Here is an 18,113-nt window from a genome sequence, read left to right on the forward strand (position 1 = left end):
GGAGCATGAGTATTGTTTGCTTTCGCCAAGCAGCGGCCGCTGGAACGCCCTGAATGCTCTCCTGAGTCCCGACTTTTTTGACTACGCCAAGTCCGCAGTAATATGGGTCGCTGGTGAAGATGGGGCACCACTTAACTTGTTGTACCGTTCGTTCCTGTAATATGCCAGCCCCCATCACCACGAGCTTTGAAAATGGATTCTCACTCGATTCTGACGTTTACACTGGTCGCCGCGATTGCTATTGCCAGCCCCGGGCCTGCGACCTTGATGGCGATCAACAATAGCCTGGCCCATGGGCAGCGCAGCGCCATATGGTCATCGCTCGGCAACGCCAGTGGCCTGTTCTGCCTGTCGTCCGCTGCCATGCTGGGGCTGGGGGCGCTGCTTGCCAGTTCCGAATGGCTGTTCAACGCAGTGAAGTTCATCGGTGCCGGTTATTTGTTCTACCTGGGCATCAAACAATTGTTCAAAAAGGGCCCGATGCTCCCGGACGGAATTCAGGACGACTTGAAGGAAAGCCGGCCGACTCGTTCCAAACTGTACAAAGCGGCCTTCCTGACGGCGGTGACCAACCCCAAGGCGACGATGTTCTTCACCGCGTTGTTCCCGCAGTTCATCGATCAGAGTGCGGCATTGCTGCCGCAATTTCTGATCCTCACCTCGATCTTCATGGCATTGTCGGTGTTGTCCCTGAGCCTCTATGCCGCGCTCGCCTCGCGGGCCAAGGGTGTGCTGACCCGGCCTGCGCTGTCCCGTTGGGTCAGCCGGGTGGTGGGGTCGACATTCATCGGTTTCGGTGCTGCTATCCTGACCATGCGGCGGCAGGCGGCGTAAGGGAGTCGGGCTTGTAACTCCGGTAACAAGGAGCTGATAGGGCGTGAGCGTCTGCCCTGCCGATTGAGCCGCGCCGACTGGATCAAACTCATGATCGCCGCCGCATGTTTGCCACTGCGTTTACGCGCAGCCAGCACATGCTTGTGAATCTCCGGTCCAGACGGCTTTGCTTACGTTCGTCGGCACACTCAGCATGCGAAGGCCAGGTGTTTCATAGGGGCTCTCCGTTCAATTCGTGTGTGGCGCGCACCAAATCCGGAAGTCATTTTCAGTATTCCCGAGCGATAATCGGGCACGCCTGCGCCGCATTAAAACTGATTTGAATCAGAGTTTAGTGTGAAAAAATTGCAAATTGCAGGCGTTAGAGGGTGATTTGCGCCACAAAATAGAAGCTATTTTGAAAATCCTGGTGAGTTTTATGATTTTTGGTAAGTATCATCGTTTGGACTATAAGCGCCTCGCGATACTTGATCTCAACTCAAACCAAGTAAACTGCGAGTGCTATTCGATATGGGGTTGTCGCTAAGGGCCGAGGCGGAACAGGGGCAAACTGCACAGAATTTAGAATGAGCTGAAACTAAACGATTTAGGCTTTCGAAATACCGCAACAGTGGTGATCAACACCAGAACAAAGCCCGAACGTAGCAGAATGATAGTGAGGGGTAGACGACGCTATCGCCCATAGATTAGAGTGCTGTCGTATCAGAGAGCATTGCTGCCATGGAGGCATTTATGTGTATACGTCTTAACTCCCGCCAAAAAACCTTACTCCGTTCCGCTCATGCGTCTAGGTGCCAGACACTATTGCGCACGATCTCTAATTAAAAACAAGCCTCCTGGTTCGAGTATTTAAATACTCGACCGCGAACATAGACTTTTAAGCGCCGCGACCAATGGAACAGTTCATTGCTTGTTGCTGCTCGTAATTTCAACCTGTGACGTTATACATTATAGCGAGGCTAAACCATGCCTTCTACCAACAATGATTTATCTATAAAACAAAACACCCAGTCTCTAAAAAATTTTTGGGCCGACACCTTCGCGCTAAATACGTTTTGCTACTTAATCTCCATACCTATCGAACTAGGTTTTGCGCAGATGACACTTAGCACACACCTAAGTGCTAGACTCGTAGGGCTGTTCATTATCACCAGCACTGCTCGCCCCTTCGGTATATGGCGCGACTATGTCTTTAAAAAATTCAAGATTTCCGACAGGGATAAAGGTATAAAACCTTACCTTGTCGATACCTTGGCCTATCTCTCGTTCGAGTTACCACTCTACATAATAAACATGAGCATAAGCGGTGCAACCTTAATGCAAGCCATCAAGGCCGCCTTGATATTTTGCATTATTGCAGGCTTTGTTGGCAGACCTTACGGAATCTATAGAGCACTCATTAGAAAAAAACTATTTAACCTGAACTGAGAACACAAAATGGATATTGACTCAATAGTTCACACCATCACCTCACAGAAAAATCTAAGAGAAAACATTGTAATCGACTGCGGTCACACGACCATATTCTCATCTCACGATGGCTATTCATTTGGCATACAAGGAGAACCGAGTCCGACGGAGATTCGCACATTCGAACTGGGGATTGCATTACATGACGCCTTAAAGCGTCATAACAAAAACGTATCCATAAACCTGTACCTTTCTGACCTTATAGGCATCAAAGGTGGGAATGATGAACGACGGAGAATCACTCAAGACATCCAACACCGTGAGAAAGCCGTTTATATCCCCAGCGCCTATCAAAAATTACTCGCCGCAAGTGAAATATCTTTAGAAAAAGTAGCAATTCATTTGCAATCCAAAGGCAACGATCACTTCCGGAAAATCATGCGTCGGACTCGCTCCGAAATTGAACAACTCAAATCAACCAGTCAAAACTACATCCACGAGGTATTCAATAAAACAAACGCACTATTCCTCTCTACCGAAGATCAGGGTCTATTCTCATTGACCACTCCCTACCTGTTCGACACACACGATGAGGACTCCTATTTTGGAGGTTCATGGTGGAAGGACAACGAGAACCAGATTAAACAGAGCGACCTGGAAAATTGCCCTTTGGCCCGTTTGAAAAAGAACCCGGTGATCAATCTCTACGAAACAGGAGGACGAGTTCTTTGCCCTGCGACCTACGGTGGCTTGCTTTGTCAATTTGACAACTCCGTGGATCATATCGCTATTTACGCAAGAGCAGATGACGAGTTCATTGGAGAAAAGGTGTATCGCGGCGTTATATCGGCCAACTTACTGATCGAAAACTTTTCCAGAAATTGCGCGCAGATCATCATCAACAAAGAAGAATTGATCGAGTACACCTTCATTGAAAAAAATCTGATTGGCCGTTCAAGCACAGACAGCATAGAGTTTACGAACCAGATACAAGATATGCTGCACAACAATAACATGAGAATAATATAAGGACATATATGATCTATCTTGACAGCGCTGCCTCTGCATTACCTTTTGAAGATGCTGTGACTTTCTCCCCTGAACCTGGAAACCCTTCAAGCGCTCATTCTGCAGGCTATGCAGCTAACGCAGTGCTTGAAAAAACCAGATCGCTGCTGAGCGCGATGTTCGGAGGGCGGTCAAGCGAGTATCATTTCTGCTCAGGCGCCACCGAAGCTGCTAATTTGATTATTCAAGGAAGATGCCATTTTCTTAAGATGGCCAATTCGACAAGAAACGAAATAATTGTCAGCGCCATTGAACACCCTGCTGTATTCAATACCGTAAAACACATGCAGCAGTCCGGCTTTATCGTCCATATTGTTCCAGTTGATCACCGAGGAATTATAGAGACTTCTTTCATATATGATTTACTCAATGAACATACTTCAATGGTATTGGTCATGGGCGTTAACAATGAAACTGGGGCACGCCAACCTATCGACGATATCGCTAAAAAAATAAAAGCCATAGATCCGGAAATCTCCTTCATTTGTGACGGTGTACAGACACTGACAAAAGTCTCCTCTCCCGACTTAACGTATATCGATGCCCTTATTGGTTCTGGACACAAACTCGGAGCGGCAATGGGGGTCGGTTTTTTTTATTTTAACCATCGTTTTCGACTCTCCCCTTTGCTATTTGGAGGGGAGCAGGAGGCTGGCGTCAGGCCAGGAACGGAAAACATCTACGGCATAGAGTCTTTATATAGAGCTCTCGTACATCACCAAAAAAACGCTGACCAGTACCATAATCACGTTCGCGCCTTGAGCCTGCTCCTTCAAAAGACTCTTGAGCAGTCAGACATCTCATTTTCGATCAATACCCAGGATGGAGAAACTTCAGGTTACATACTCTCTATTTGCTTTAACGGTATCGATGCCAGCAGGGCGATCAAGTTTCTCTCGCAAAGAGGTATTTGCGTCTCTAAAGGCTCAGCTTGTAGCAGTGTGTCTCCTACACCTTCCCGGGTGTTAAGCGCGATGAAGCTCAGTCACACCCAAATGAGCTCCACCCTACGAGTCTCTTTTAGTCCGCTAAACGTCAAGGAGGACGTTCTCACTTTTTGTGCAGCAATGAGTGAATTGCATTCATATAACGTCGAAACCTCAGCTTTAGAGCAACAAAGCCAGATGTAAGCCTCATCGCTGAAAAAATCAGTACGATGAATACACTCTGCGTTCATCGTACCGCTGCCTTAAGCAACGGACTAAAGGGTGTTTCAGAGCAGAGGAATCCAAATACATAATCTCGGGCGTGGAGCATCCACACTTTGGCCGGCTGCTTACGCACATGACAACACCCGCACAGATGTCCACGATCCAGACCGCACTGGCGCCAATCATGAGCAATTGATCGACAGGGAGCGGCCGACCGTACGTCGGCCAGGCCTGGTCCTGCAAATCAACTTCCGTTCGGGCGCGCTCCTTGACGATTCAGTGGTTAGATTCGATCCAGACAATTCTTCAGCGCGACCGGCAAAAAACGTGTTCCGCTGCCAACAATGACCTGAACTGCGAAACGTTCTCTGAAGAGAGTCCGGCAGCTTCAAACACTGCACAGGTAAAGCTAACGGGTGCAGGGCCTGGAGCCGTGATGATGCGGTCGGCAACCACAGCTACTTGACTGCTTCGATAAAGCGCGGCGCCTTCATAACCTACGGCATTCTGTTGTAAGAAGTCAGCGCTGTTCGAGGTATGAGAAACCGTGTTGAGAAGCCCGGCCCTCGCAAGTGCCAGCGTCCCCCCACAGATACCGGCAATTGTCGCTCCACTTGAACGACTCGCAAGCAGAAAGTCCCGAATATCCGGTGCATCTGCACGTTCCCAGATCATTCCACCGATGACGACAACAACGTCCGGCTTCCAGTCCAGGCATTGTTGCAAGTTGCTATCCACAGTTACAGCCAGTCCCCCCTGGGAGCGGAACTGCCCCGTGGCAGAAGCGAAAAACCTGACGTCGATCCCGTAAAACGGGGATGCGGTTCCTGCAATAAAAGCGTATTCCCAGTCCGCAAAACCGGGTGTCAGTATCAAGCCCACGCGTGCCATCAGTCAGAATCCTCCATGGAAACGAATAACATAAAGTGACAACAAATAGATCTCAACGACTGCTTACGCTTTTACACAGCTAAAAATGGTGTCCACTTAAAAAAAATTTAGATGGACACCATCGCCTTAAGCGCTCAACCCATTTCGTTGATGCAGACCACTTTGGGTTGCGTCATGTCCTCGTAGGCAAATCGAACACCTTCTCGCCCCAGACTTCCGTACTTGGAGCCACCGAAAGGCATGGCATCAAAACGATAATCAGAAGAATCATTGATCATCACGCCACCGGCTTCAATTTGGCGCGCCAATTTCAGGGCCTTGGAAAGATCACGGGTGAAGAGTCCCGCATGCAAGCTGTATTCTGGCGCGTTGGCCAGAGCAACGGCGTCATCCAGGTGGTCAAAAGGCTCCAGGATGACCACCGGCGCGAAGATTTCCTGCTGCCAAATCCGACTGTTATGGCTTACACGCTCCAGTACGGTCGGGGCATAGCTTCCCGCTTGGCGATGGTGTCCGCACAGAAGAAGAGCACCCTCGGCCAGCGCTTCATTCACCCATTGTTCGGTGCGACGAGCCGCCTGCTCCGTAATCATCGGGCCAACATCCGTTGCTCGCTGATCAGGATCGCCAAGCACCAATGCACGCGTTTGGCTGACAAAACGCTCACGGAAATCTTCGTAGATTGAACTGTGTACGAGGATGCGCTGCGTGCCGATGCAATTCTGTCCTGCTGCCCAGAAGGCACCCGATACACAAGACTCTACGCTTGGTTCAAGATCACAGTCTTCGAGCACGAGAACCGGTGCATTCCCTCCCAGATCCATGGCCAGCTTCTTCAAGCCTGCACTACGAGCAATGGACTCTCCCGTTGCAAAACCACCCGTGAAGGAAATCATCCGCACTTCGCGCAGTTCCACCAATGCTTTACCCAGATCGACGCCTCCGGTCGCCAGGGTTACCACGGACGGAGGCAAACCCGCTTCCACCAGGCACTCAACCAGCTTGAGAGCCGACAACGGTGCGAGCTCTGAGGGTTTCAGGATCACAGCATTGCCACCGGCGATGGCCGGGCCCAATTTATGGGCGACCAAGTTCAGCGGATCGTTGTATGGGGTGATCGCGACGATAAGCCCCAACGGTTCACGAGTGAACCAGCCTTGGCGCGATTCGGAGCCTTCATAAGCCTCGAATGGAATCACTTCCCCGGCGTTACGACGAGCCTCTTGCGCCGATAGCTTCAGCGTGTTCACACAACGTTTCACTTCCTTCTCTGCTTGTCGCAGCGTCTTTCCCGCCTCTGCAACAATGAGTTTGGCAAACGCTTCAGCCTCAAGCTCTACACGCCGTGCCGTTTCCTCAAGGATGCGTGCACGAAGGTGACGAGGCATTGCCGCACTCTCACGCACGCCAATTCGCGCACGCTCCAGCAAGCCAGGAACAGCGGTTGCATCGAGGCAAGGTACGCTTCCCACCAGGCGACCATCGAATGGACTGAACACATCAATCTGTTTGGCATCAACAAGCTGGATGCTGGCCATGCTGGATACGCTCATGACTACTCTCCTATTACTTGCCGTGGGTGGTATGGATGGCGATGATGTCTGACAGCAACGCATAGGCAGTCTCGATACGACCTGCTCCAGGGCCGGATACAGTGACGGCACCCAGCAGTGAAGTATTGAACGACACCGCGTTCGTGGCGCCGGAAATACCTGCAAGAGGATGCGCATTCGGCAACAGTCGAGCTTCCACACTCGCTCGAACCGAGCCATTGGCTTCGCGATTTGCACAACCGATCAGCTTCCAACTTGCACCGTTGGCACTTGCCTGGGCGACGTCTTCTGGGCTGATGCTGCTAATCCCTGAACAAGCCACATCGCTGACGCTCAATCGAGCGTTGAGCAGTTCGTTGGCGAGAATCACCACCTTGAGGCGGACGTCAAACCCCTCGACATCGGCAGTTGGATCGGCCTCGGCATAGCCGAGCTGTTGAGCCTGAGCGACTGCGTCGTTAAAAGTCAGGCCGTCCTTCATGCGGGTCAGCACATAATTGGAAGTCCCGTTCAGGATGCCTTCAAAGCCTTGAACCTCCACGCCTGCCAGAGCCTGTCGTGCCAGGCGAATCACGGGCGTACCGCTCATAACCGAGCCTTCGTACTCGAAGGCAACTCCCTTACGACGGGCCAAATCCTTAAGCTCAGCGCCGTGCAGCGCAATTGGCCCCTTGTTGGTGGTCACAACATGGATGCCGCTTTCCAGTGCCCAGCGGCAGAACGTAGTAGCGGGCTCACCATCGACAGGGTTGGTAAAGGTGGCTTCAGCAATCATGTCCGCACCAGAATGCTTAATGACAGCTTCGTTCAACGCTTCAGCGGTGCCTCCAGGCATCTGAGCGAGCGCCCCCTTCTCGAGAGGCAGAGCGACCAACTGCTTTGCATCCAGCCCCTCTTTAGCAACGATGGAACCGAGAAAAATATCAGTCACACCCACGATTTTGATACCAAAACCCAGAGAGGCTTTCCACTCGGCATTACGATCTGCAACCAGTTGAGCCAGGCCACGGTTGACGCCACCAAAACCCACCAGGGCAATTTTGTATTCAGTCATGAAAGCAGTCCTCTTAGACGTTGTTCGATAGGAAGATCGTAAGAGTCGAGCTCTGGCAGTTGAATATGGCAGAGTGCTGTATTTGTTGGCCGTTTTGCCCGTACAGAAAGACGAGGTATACAGGGGCAGAAAGCCCCTTTTTTTGTGCTCAGAACACGGCAGAAAGGACGAAGGAAGTGACGGTATTTTCCACCCCGGGCATCGCAGAGATTTCCTTCCAAACGAGGTGGACACGTTCGGGAGAGGCAGCATTGACTCGAAGCATCAAATCGAATTCACCGCTCAATACTTCACACTGAACCACCTCGGGGATGGAGCGCAGCACAGCAAGTACCTCCTCTCCACGCATGCGGTCGTAGCGATAGACAAAGATCACCGCACTGATCAGCGATGAAGGTCCTCGGGAATCACCGAGACGTACCGTATAACCCTGGATGGCGCCGTCTCGCTCAAGACGCTCGATGCGCTGCCGCACAGCATTGCGAGACAGGTTGACCTTGGCGCCCAGTTCAACATGGGCGATTCGAGCATTCGCTGTGAGTTCGGCAAGTATGCGCTCGTCCAGCGGATCCAGAATGCGCTTCATACAGGCCTCTGCTGCGCCAACAAGAGGGCCTGGCACAGACCGTCCAGATCGCCTTTGGCCAAGTACGGTGGCTGAGCAAAAATGTCAGGAGTCGTTGGCACCTCTGCCTGCCAGACACCTAATTCGGACAATAGGGCCGCAGACCTGGCCGGAGCAATTTGCCCAAAGGTCACCATCGGAGCCCCCAGACTGCGTCGATGAATTCGGCCAGCCAGTACGCCCACAGCGGTATGTGGATCGATTGCAGACCCGGTCTCACGGAACAACTTGACGACTTCGTCGCGAACCTGTGATTCGTCTACTGCATAGGAGTCGAACAGAACGCGGGCCCTGAGCCATTGCTGGTTGCCAATGCTTAACTCGCCGCAGCCTTCAAAGTGCTCCATTAGCGCCTTTACTGAATGCCCATCGTGCCCATACAGCTCCCAAATGAACCGCTCCAAGTTGGAGAACAGGGAGAAATCCATCGCAGGAGACAATGTTCGATTACTGACTCGGGTCGAGTAGCGATTGCGATGAATAAATTGGTGAAGTGCATCATTACTGTTCGTAGAAATGATCACCTGGTTGATGGGTAATCCCATTTTCTGAGCCATGTAGCCGGCGCAGATCTCAGCAGAGCTGGCTGCTGGAACGCTGAAACCTACAGGACGTGTCCCGCCACCCAGCTGCAAGGCAGCGTGGAAATAAAAAACGATCTGTGCGAGGACGCCAACCCAGTTGGTGGAGTTGAAGCTGATCGGTATTACCCCGTCTAACGGCCAGTCGCGCAAGAGTCGAGAGACCAACGTCTGGCAGTCGTCGAAATTGCCGTCTACTGGAAAAAGCTGAACCCGATCAGGGTCTGCCGCCTGCAAGGCAGAGAGTTGCTCAGGCGCTACCCCATTGCGCGGATACAATATCGCCATGCGAGTACCAGCGCAGTTGGAAAACGCCTCGAGCGCAGCCAGCCCAGTATCGCCATTAGTCGCACCGACGATCAGCGCCTCTCCACCGACCTCCCCCAAAAAGTGTTCTACCAAACGCGATTGCAGTTGCGCAGCGAAATCTTTGGAAGAATGGGTCGGGCCATGAAACAGCTGGAGTATCCATTCGTTATGGCCTATCTGCTCAAGCGGCGTAATAGCGCGGTGGTTAAAGTTTCGATAGCTGTCGCTCAGCAAAGCACGCAGGGTGCTTTCGTCCATGGAAGAGCCAACGTAGGGTGAGACCACTCGCCAGACCAGCTCCTCGAAAGGTAACCACGACCAACTGGTAATCTGTTTCTCAGTGAAGACAGGCAAACTTGCCGGGACGTAGAGACCGCCATCTTCGGCAAGCCCCGACAGAACCACACTGCCAAAGTCCGCCCGCACGTCACCGCCGCGTGTGCTTACGTAATGCATGATGACTCCAGAACAGAATTACAAAAGGCGGTGGGCTTGAGCCACCAACCAAGTAGAAAAAGTCGCGGCATCAGGCGAAAGCATCTCGGCCTGCTCACGCACTAGATAAAAAGACTCGCTGGCCTCGATTCGGTGACTGAATGGAGCAATCAGGTGCCCACTCTTCAGCAAATCTTCCACGACGGAAGACCGCGCCAAGGCAACGCCCTGACCCAGTTCTGCCATGCGGATTGTGGAAATCAGTGTGTCGAACTGAAGACCACGGGAATAATCGACATCGTCTGCTCCAACCCGCTTCAACCAGTAACCCCAACCTTCCTCGTACCCCAATACATGCAGCAAAGAATGGTTCATCAAATCGCGAGGCTCACGTATCGGTGAACGGGTCATAAGTTCAGGCGAGCAAACGGGCTGGAGGATGTCCCACGTTAATCGCTGAGAGTGCAATCCCGACCACTCACCGCATCCCCAGCGAATCTCCAGGTCATCCTCTCCGTCCGGTTCCTTCACCCAAATGTTGCTGATATATCGGATGTCGATTTGGGGATACTCTCGACAAAAAACTGCGAGCCGCGGGGCCAACCAATAGTGAAGAAAGGAAAGACTGCCACGCACCTTCACATGCCTTCGATTGTGCTGGCCAAAAATCTCGTTTGTACCCACTGCAAGACGGCTGATCGCGTCTTGTACTACCGGCAGGTACGACTGCCCTTCTTCAGTCAAGCCAAGCCCTCGGGGCAGGCGCTTGAATAGCGCCACCCCGAGGTGGCCCTCCAACTGACGGATCTGCTGACTTACTGCACCTTGAGTCAGGTGCAGCTCCACCGCTGCATGGGTGAAATTCAAATACCGCGCCGATACTTCGAATGCCCTCAGCCAATTCAAGGGCGGTAGTGATTTTTGACTCATCGGCGCAACCTCATTGGGACTTATCTCTGCTCAATCATCGCCTGAGCTACTCACGCCGCACCAGCAGAATGATGTGCAGCCGCTGCTAATGCCAACCGCTCTTCCCGCTTCTTGCGAGTGATCCAATAAACGAAGTAACACCACGCGATAAACGGAAGTCCGAAGTAAAGCGCCACTCGCTGCTCAGGATCAAAAGCAATGCCGACGCAGGCCAGCAAGCAACACAACAGAGCACCAATAGGAACCCAAGGGTAGCCGCGCACACGAAAATGCAGATCCTCAACTCGCCCGCCATTGGCGACATATTGGCGTCGGAAGGCGATTTGGCTCGCAGCGATGCTCATCCAGACGATCACCACCGCGAGACCCGAAATCGACACCAGAGCCAAGTAAACCGTATCAGGGGCAAGCACGCTGCTGAGCAGCGACGCCATCGCACCCGCCATACTCAAAACGATCGCATTAACCGGCGTGCCCTGGCGCGAAAGCCTGGCGTAGCGCTTAGGCATGTGCCCTTGATCACTCAATGTCCAAAGCATGCGCGAAGCCGCATACAGTCCTGAGTTAGCGGCGGATATCAGGGCCGTGAGAATGACGAAGTTCATAATGTCAGCTGAATATGGGATGCCAATCAGCTCGAACACCATCACGAACGGACTTTCTATAACGCCCGCCTGCTCTCGGGGCAATAAGGTAGCAAGTACGAAAATCGTGCCCACGAAGAACAGCGCCAGACGTACCACCGTCGTCCGTATCGCCTTGGGTACGCTGGTCTGAGGATCTTGCGCTTCACCTGCCGCAATCCCGATAAGCTCAGTTCCGGAAAATGCAAAGGAGACAGCTAGAAGTGTCATCGCAATGGGTAAGAACCCTGTCGGGAAAAGCCCTTCACGGGTAAAGTTCGAGAGCCCGGCACCTTGCAAATGCTGTACTTGGAAGAGACCGCAAATAGCCCCACCACCAATGACGATAAACGTGATAACAGTCAGAACTTTAATCAGCGAAAGCCAGAATTCAGTCTCCGCAAACAAACGAACAGATACAACGTTGCTTAAAAAGACTGCAATGGCAAAAAACGCGCTCCAGATCCAGACCGGTGTATCAGGGAACCACCGAACCATCAGGATGCCCGCAGCCGTAAACTCAGAGCCAATAGCGACTGCCCAAGTGAGCCAATATAGCCAGGCCACCGTATAGCCCGTACCTGGGCCCAGGTATCGAGTTGCGTAGCTACTGAAAGATCCGGTTTCTGGCATCTGTACCGCTAATTCACCGAGACAGACCATTACCAAATACACCATCACCGCACCGATGATGTAAGCAATCACTGCGCCGAGCGGCCCAGCCTGATTAACGGTGTAGCCGGAGGTAAGGAATAATCCCGTACCGATTACACCGCCCAACGCCAACATAACAATGTGGCGGGTTTGCATTTCTTTCTTGAAATTTAAGGCTGGATCGGACTGATCATTTTTTGTTTGGATAGTCATCGCTATGTTCTCATGAAATGCACGGACAAATATTTCTTGTAACCGACTATTAGGCAGCACAATTAAATTGTCGCTAGTTGTTATTGTTTTCACTATTCATGAAGGACGATCCGATCATAAAATCGGAAGTCTTACCGAGTTCAGGTTCCCACCTCGGTGAAACGCTCGGTTGTGCCAGCATGGAGGATTGCATCACCTTGTTTACTGCGAACTAACGCAAATGCTTGTTTAAGGTCAGCCAACAAGTCGGCCGTATCTTCAATACCCACGGAGACCCTGACCAAGCCCTCGGAAATCCCAAGTGCCTCCCGTTCCTCCAAGGTGTTTTCCACGTGGCTGGTTGTCCGTGCCGGCCCGTAGATGGTTTCAACCGCTCCCAGGTTGCCCGCACGATGTGCATATTTGAGCAGCGGTAACAAACGAGTCACTGTGTCCATGCCCCCCACCAGCACAAAGCTGACAATTGCGCCAAATCCGCGCATTTGCGAACGGGCAATGACATGACCTCGATGTTGAGGAAGTCCCGGATAGTTCACAGATTCCACCAAGGGCTCGGTGCATAGGTACTCGGCCAGTACTTGTGCGCTCGCCTGTTGCTGGCGAAGACGCAAAGCCAGAGTCTTGATGCCCCGGATGATGAGATAAGCCGAGAACGGGTCCAGCGAGGCCCCATTGATTTCGCGGTAATGACGAACTTGAGACATGAGATGCTCGGTGCCGCAGACCACACCGCCAAGCACATCGCCATGACCGGACAGGAACTTGGTAGCACTGTGCACTACCACATCAACCCCAAGAGCAAGGGGATTCTGATTCAAAGGCGTCGCGAACGTATTGTCTGCTATGACCAAAGCCCCAACACGCTTCGCCGTCGCCACGAGACGTCGGATATCCAGAACCTTGAGTGTTGGATTCGTCGGGGTTTCCAGGTAGAGGACATTGCAGCCTTTAGCGATCTCATGCTCGATAGCTTCTATATCGAGGGTATCGCAAAGCATGACCTCGACTCCCATGCGAGGGAGAAACTCTTCAAAGATTTTGTTTGTGCCACCGTAGCTGTCGCGGGTAGAAACCACACGCTGACCACAGGACAGGAAGGTATGCAGCACACCACTGATGGCAGCCATCCCGGTACTGAAAGCGACAGCCGATTCAGCGCTTTCCAGCTCGCAAAGTTTGTCTTCCAGGACAGTGACAGTTGGGTTACCCATGCGGCTGTAAATGAAGCCAGGTTCTTTACCCAATGCCACGTCATACCATTCATCGATGTCATGGTAACCGTAGGCGGCGCTGACTACGATGGGAGTCTGGGTGGCGTTGTAGGGATGTTGAACTTGCTCCCCGCCCCAAACCACTCGCGTCCCCAAACCAGCATTCTGGCTCTGACCGGGTTTTATCTTGTCATCCATAAATTTATCTCGCATCGATGAAACACAGATGTGTTCCGATTGGGCTTGCGATGACTATATGGAAGGCTTGATCGTGTGAAAAATCATGTTATCTGGGGCTAAGGGGGGCTTTTTTTAATGGATGAACGACAGAAAAGGGCTTGATGGCACAAATGTGTGTGAAGGATGTATTGGCCCGTCTGCCAACGTATCAAGCGAATGAAATTGCCGGGCTACTGCCACATAGGCATCGTCGGTGACCCTATGAAGGTCGGGGGCAGATGGTCATGGCAGGAGAGCGCTGGCCGCTATTGCTGCCGCATAACTGGCAACCGCCTAGACTGGGTTAACTCACTAACCGAAGGACATAAAATGCTCATTGTCTTCAGCGGCCTTCCGGGTACCGGAAAGACGACTATCGCAAGTGACCTTGCCACCAGAACAAGTGCTGTGTATCTGCGGATCGACACGATTGAGCAGGCTATCCGAAATTCCGGTGCTCTGGCACAAGACGTGGGGCGGAGCGGTTACATGGTCGCTAATGAGCTTGCTCTGAGCAATCTTCGCTTTGGCAGCACAGTCATAGTCGACTGCGTTAACCCAGTAATCGAAAGCCGAAAGGCGTGGAGCGAAATAGCCACACGCTCTGGCGCTCCATTAGTGAATATCCAGGTGGTTTGCTCTGATATACATGAACACCGCAGACGGGTAGAAACCAGAAAGATTGATATTCCCGGGCTGACGCCACCAACCTGGCAGTCTGTATTGGATCATGAATATGAGGGGTGGGATAACGCCCCGTTTAATATAGACACAGCCCTGACATCTCCAGCGGAGGCAGTGGCAATGATCACCAAACGATTTTTATCCGGAAGCCCAACGTAGCAAGGTGTGATCAACCGACGCGCCGCCCTTCACTGATGCAACAGCAGTTGCCCGATCTCACTCGTTCGCTGTGTCGGCAGGCGTGTGGAGCGAATCACAGCCGGATGTCTTAAAATCGTCAGCTTTCATAATTACCGGGGCTCAGCGAGGCTGAAATCTTAGCCTCGCGACGCCAATATACTGATCCTATTTTTGGCTGAGTGCCGCTATCGATACTCCCGAAGCAACGAAGGTGAGTCCTGCCCCTACGTTCAGGCCATTTACCAGTCGTGGCCTCTGACGCAAAAATCGGGACAGTGCAGTGGCAAATACGCCCATAAGTGCGAATCCCACTGCCGTCAGTGCGGCAAACCATATGCCGTACACCAGCATCTGCACGCTCACTGAGCCGCGTTGTGGGTCGACGAATTGAGGGATGAACGCAAGAACGAAAAACCCGGGCTTCGGATTGAGTGCTGCCGAGAGTAATCCTGTGAGGAAAATGCTCGGCAGTGATTGCCGAGTCGTTGGCTGGAAGCTAATCAGGCTACGAGAGCGTAGGACCTTTATGCCAAGCCAAAGTAGATAACCGGCGCCGATGAGCTTGACGACCCAGAAGGCAACTGCAGACGTCTGCATAAGCAAAGTCAGTCCGAGTGAAGCGGTTGCCACATGAAAGAGAATTCCCGCCCCGGATGCCATGCCCGATACGATAGCGGCTATCCTGCCCTGACTGAGTCCTCGGCCTACGGCCAGCAGATTGTCCGGGCCTGGTGCGAGTACCAATAGCAAGCACGCGGCAGTATAGGCAAACCAGATATTGATCGGAAACACGGCATTCTCCTTAAGCGTCACCGAGGCATCCATCCTCACGTAGCGCCAGACTGTGCCCCTACCAGATTGCAAAGTCAAAGCCACTGAATTTGAGAAGATGTATTTGCCCTTATTCACCCATTTCGGGGCGCCTCCCCCAAGGGCTAATCTTCGACACTTTCTATGGAAATGGCTTCAAGCAGCACCTGCTCCAGGATGACAAAAAAACATTTGATGTGAGCCTGTTTCAACGCCTGCGGCCGGGTCACCAGATAGACCTCCATATCTGGAAGCTGGATATCCGGGAATAGCTCGATCAGGTCCTTCGCCAGAATACAGGGCAGCACTGCCACGCCCATACCTCGCTTCACCGATTCGAGCTGAGCCGCGAACGAGTTCACGCTGATCTGCATGCGTTCCAGGCCCGCCGCCTTTGCCACACACATTTGCGGCAACATATCCAGCGGAGGAAGCAAGGCAATATTGACCGCAGTGGCCGGCGTCACTCCTGGAAACCGCTTCAGATAACCTGCATCGGCGAAGACACCGTAAGCGAGCCTGCCTATGGGGCGATAAATCAGCGACGGCTCGCCCAGATGAGCTGTGCGTACTGCAATGTCTGCGGCGCCGCGGACAATCTTGTGAAAGTCGGCTGTTATCAGCAATTCCACCGAGCATCGCGGGTGCACAGAGGTGAAGCGACTCGCGGCCTCGAGCACGCAAGAAGAGAACCCCTCCCCTGCACTGACCACGACAGTGCCAGATAGCTCTGTGTGTAGCTCGGACATGCCCGTAACGGTTTGACGCCTCAAGCCCGCTTCTGCAGCCAGGGCAACGTCCACGAGGGATTGGCCTCGCGGGGTCAACCAGCATCCTTCAACTCCCCGCTCGACGAGTGGCTCGCCAAGTGCACCTTCAAGTTGGGTCAGCCGTCGCGACACAGTAGACGCCGCGATCCCCAGCAATTGGCCGGCCTGAAGAAAGCTGCCACGTCGCGAGACTGCCAACAGCAGACGAAGATCGTCCCAGTTTGCTTGCAAAGCCATGCTTCATATCTTCCCTGATTTGCAAATTTGCAAAGCCATTATGCAGCAGTCGCTGTTTTTCGGCAGAGGCCTCAAAGGTATATCTACAAGCCCTCGAAACGAATGGAATGGAACGGACTGTATGACTACTGGCCCCAACGACTTTGCGGAACGCGCCGCCAGCGCCTTCAATCGCCGTGATGTGGAAGCGATGCTGACGCTGGTTTGCGAAGACTTCATCTACTTCGATGGGATGGGGATGCAAACCGGTCGCGAATCCATGCGCAAACGAGAAACCGCATTACTCGAAGCCTTCCCCGATGCCCAGCTGACCTTCAGCCCATTTGCCGTCGATAACGATCGTTTAGCACTGACCGCCTTCCTGACCGGCACCTTCACCGCACCATTAGTGATGCCGGACCGGGTGATTCCACCCCATGGCCGCCATATTGCCGTGTACTACGCCGCACACTTCACCTTCAAAGACGGGCTGGCCATCCGTGAAGAGGCCTTCTTCGACAGTGCGGTGTTGATGTCATTTTTTAGCCGATCAGAGTGAGGGTTGACCTATGCATAGTACATTCGTCACTGGCGCGACCGGCTTGTTGGGCAACAACCTGGTGCGAGAACTGGTCGCTCGAGGCTGCGCGGTCAAAGCCCTGGTTCGCTCAAGAGCCAAAGGTGAACAACAATTCAAGCATTTGCAGGGTGTGGAACTGGTCGTTGGTGACATGGCCGATGTCGACGCGTTCGCAACGGCGCTGCAAGGCTGCGATACGGTGTTTCACACCGCCGCGTTCTTTCGCGACAACTACAAGGGCGGCAGTCACTGGAAGGAACTCGAAAAGATTAACGTGGAGGGTACGCGGCGCCTGCTTGCCCAGGCCTACAACGCCGGTATCCGACGCTTCATCCACACGTCTTCCATTGCCGTGCTCGACGGCGCACCCGGCACGTCAATCGATGAAACTTGCCTGCGGGCCGACGCCGATGCGGATGACTACTACCGTAGCAAGATCCTCGCCGACCGCGTCGTCTTGTCGTTCCTGGAACGCCATCCCAAGATGCATGCCTGCATGGTTCTGCCTGGCTGGATGTGGGGCCCTGCCGACATGGGCCCGACCTCCTCGGGACAGTTGGTTAACGATGTCGTGCGTGGCAAATTGCCCGGACTGATCCCCGGTAGTTTCTCCGTTGTCGATGCTCGCGATGTGGCGTTGGCGCAAATTGCCGCTGCCAGACATGGACGGCGCGGTGAGCGCTATCTCGCGGCGGGCCGGCATATGACAATGCGTGAGCTGGTGCCTGTTCTGGGACGTATAGCGGGCGTCAAGACACCCGTTCGACAACTACCACTGCCCTTTCTATACACCTTGGCGGCGGTGCAGGAGATCTATGCGCGTATTACCGGCAAGCCCATTCTGCTGAGCATGGCCACGTTGCGCCTGTTGGTACGAGAGAAGGACCGCACCTGTTTCAACCACAGCAAGAGTGAACAAGAGCTTGGCCTGAGTTTCCGGCCGCTGGAGCTGACACTCACTGACACCGTGGCGTGGTACCGCGATCACGATTGGTTTGAAAACAGTGCGCCTCCCACGCAGGAAAAACGCACATCCGTCATGGCCGACGACTGACTTTCACAGATAAGATTACCGTCGAGTCCCACATTCACCGCATACCAGGACAAGGACG

17 protein-coding genes are annotated in these 18,113 nt (G+C 53.0%); 7 read left to right on the plus strand and 10 right to left on the minus strand.

The window, feature by feature from the left end; genetic code table 11:
* The first annotated feature begins 192 nt into the window (after positions 1-192).
* From KVG95_RS15770 to KVG95_RS15785, 4 genes are all read left to right on the plus strand, one after another.
* Complete coding sequence (locus KVG95_RS15770; protein WP_217857077.1) at positions 193-834, plus strand: LysE family translocator; 642 nt, start codon at positions 193-195, stop codon at positions 832-834.
* A 966-nt stretch (positions 835-1,800) separates the two neighbouring features.
* Positions 1,801-2,262 carry an L-alanine exporter AlaE gene (alaE, locus tag KVG95_RS15775; protein ID WP_217857078.1) on the plus strand — a complete coding sequence of 154 codons (462 nt, stop codon included), beginning with the start codon at positions 1,801-1,803 and terminating at the stop codon, positions 2,260-2,262.
* Positions 2,263-2,271: 9 nt separating this feature from the next.
* Positions 2,272-3,273, plus strand: coding sequence for a hypothetical protein (locus KVG95_RS15780; protein WP_217857079.1), 1,002 nt, complete (start codon positions 2,272-2,274; stop codon positions 3,271-3,273).
* A gap of 8 nt (positions 3,274-3,281) precedes the next feature.
* A complete protein-coding gene (locus tag KVG95_RS15785) occupies positions 3,282-4,442 on the plus strand; it encodes a cysteine desulfurase family protein (protein ID WP_217857080.1) in 1,161 nt (386 codons plus the stop codon).
* A gap of 327 nt (positions 4,443-4,769) precedes the next feature.
* Here KVG95_RS15785 and KVG95_RS15790 read toward each other — a convergent pair whose 3' ends face one another.
* From KVG95_RS15790 to KVG95_RS15825, 8 genes are all read right to left on the minus strand, one after another.
* Complete coding sequence (locus KVG95_RS15790) at positions 4,770-5,354, minus strand: DJ-1/PfpI family protein (RefSeq protein WP_217857081.1); 585 nt, start codon at positions 5,352-5,354, stop codon at positions 4,770-4,772.
* A 134-nt stretch (positions 5,355-5,488) separates the two neighbouring features.
* On the minus strand, positions 5,489-6,907 hold the full coding sequence (locus KVG95_RS15795) for an aldehyde dehydrogenase family protein (protein ID WP_217857082.1): 1,419 nt from the start codon (positions 6,905-6,907) through the stop codon (positions 5,489-5,491).
* Positions 6,908-6,920: 13 nt separating this feature from the next.
* Positions 6,921-7,961, minus strand: a complete 1,041-nt coding sequence (locus KVG95_RS15800; protein ID WP_217857083.1) for a homoserine dehydrogenase — start codon at positions 7,959-7,961, stop codon at positions 6,921-6,923.
* Positions 7,962-8,109: 148 nt separating this feature from the next.
* Complete coding sequence (locus tag KVG95_RS15805) at positions 8,110-8,547, minus strand: Lrp/AsnC family transcriptional regulator (protein ID WP_052964723.1); 438 nt, start codon at positions 8,545-8,547, stop codon at positions 8,110-8,112.
* Complete coding sequence (gene thrC / locus KVG95_RS15810) at positions 8,544-9,932, minus strand: threonine synthase (RefSeq protein ID WP_217857084.1); 1,389 nt, start codon at positions 9,930-9,932, stop codon at positions 8,544-8,546. The genes KVG95_RS15805 and thrC overlap by 4 nt, the downstream gene beginning before the upstream one ends.
* 18 nt (positions 9,933-9,950) lie before the next feature.
* Positions 9,951-10,841 (minus strand): LysR substrate-binding domain-containing protein, encoded by an 891-nt coding sequence (locus KVG95_RS15815; RefSeq protein ID WP_217857085.1) that lies wholly within the window; start codon positions 10,839-10,841, stop codon positions 9,951-9,953.
* A gap of 50 nt (positions 10,842-10,891) precedes the next feature.
* Positions 10,892-12,331 carry an amino acid permease gene (locus KVG95_RS15820; protein ID WP_052964720.1) on the minus strand — a complete coding sequence of 480 codons (1,440 nt, stop codon included), beginning with the start codon at positions 12,329-12,331 and terminating at the stop codon, positions 10,892-10,894.
* Between the two features lie 140 nt (positions 12,332-12,471).
* A complete protein-coding gene (locus tag KVG95_RS15825) occupies positions 12,472-13,740 on the minus strand; it encodes a cystathionine gamma-synthase family protein (RefSeq protein ID WP_217857086.1) in 1,269 nt (422 codons plus the stop codon).
* 351 nt (positions 13,741-14,091) lie between these two features.
* Here KVG95_RS15825 and KVG95_RS15830 point away from each other — a divergent pair, with 351 nt between their 5' ends.
* Entirely contained in the window at positions 14,092-14,604 is a 513-nt protein-coding gene (locus tag KVG95_RS15830; protein WP_217857087.1) for a P-loop nucleotide/nucleoside kinase family protein, read from the plus strand.
* Positions 14,605-14,790: 186 nt separating this feature from the next.
* Here the strand turns inward: KVG95_RS15830 and KVG95_RS15835 are convergent, their stop codons facing one another.
* A complete protein-coding gene (locus KVG95_RS15835) occupies positions 14,791-15,417 on the minus strand; it encodes a LysE family translocator (RefSeq protein WP_217857088.1) in 627 nt (208 codons plus the stop codon).
* 143 nt (positions 15,418-15,560) lie between these two features.
* Entirely contained in the window at positions 15,561-16,442 is an 882-nt protein-coding gene (locus KVG95_RS15840; RefSeq protein ID WP_217857089.1) for a LysR family transcriptional regulator, read from the minus strand.
* A gap of 121 nt (positions 16,443-16,563) precedes the next feature.
* Here KVG95_RS15840 and KVG95_RS15845 point away from each other — a divergent pair, with 121 nt between their 5' ends.
* Both KVG95_RS15845 and KVG95_RS15850 read left to right on the plus strand, forming a co-directional pair.
* Positions 16,564-16,980, plus strand: a complete 417-nt coding sequence (locus KVG95_RS15845; RefSeq protein ID WP_217857090.1) for an ester cyclase — start codon at positions 16,564-16,566, stop codon at positions 16,978-16,980.
* Between the two features lie 10 nt (positions 16,981-16,990).
* Entirely contained in the window at positions 16,991-18,055 is a 1,065-nt protein-coding gene (locus tag KVG95_RS15850) for an SDR family oxidoreductase (RefSeq protein ID WP_217857091.1), read from the plus strand.
* Positions 18,056-18,113 lie beyond the last annotated feature (58 nt).

The organism is Pseudomonas farris (assembly GCF_019145235.1).
Taxonomy (GTDB): domain Bacteria; phylum Pseudomonadota; class Gammaproteobacteria; order Pseudomonadales; family Pseudomonadaceae; genus Aquipseudomonas; species Aquipseudomonas farris.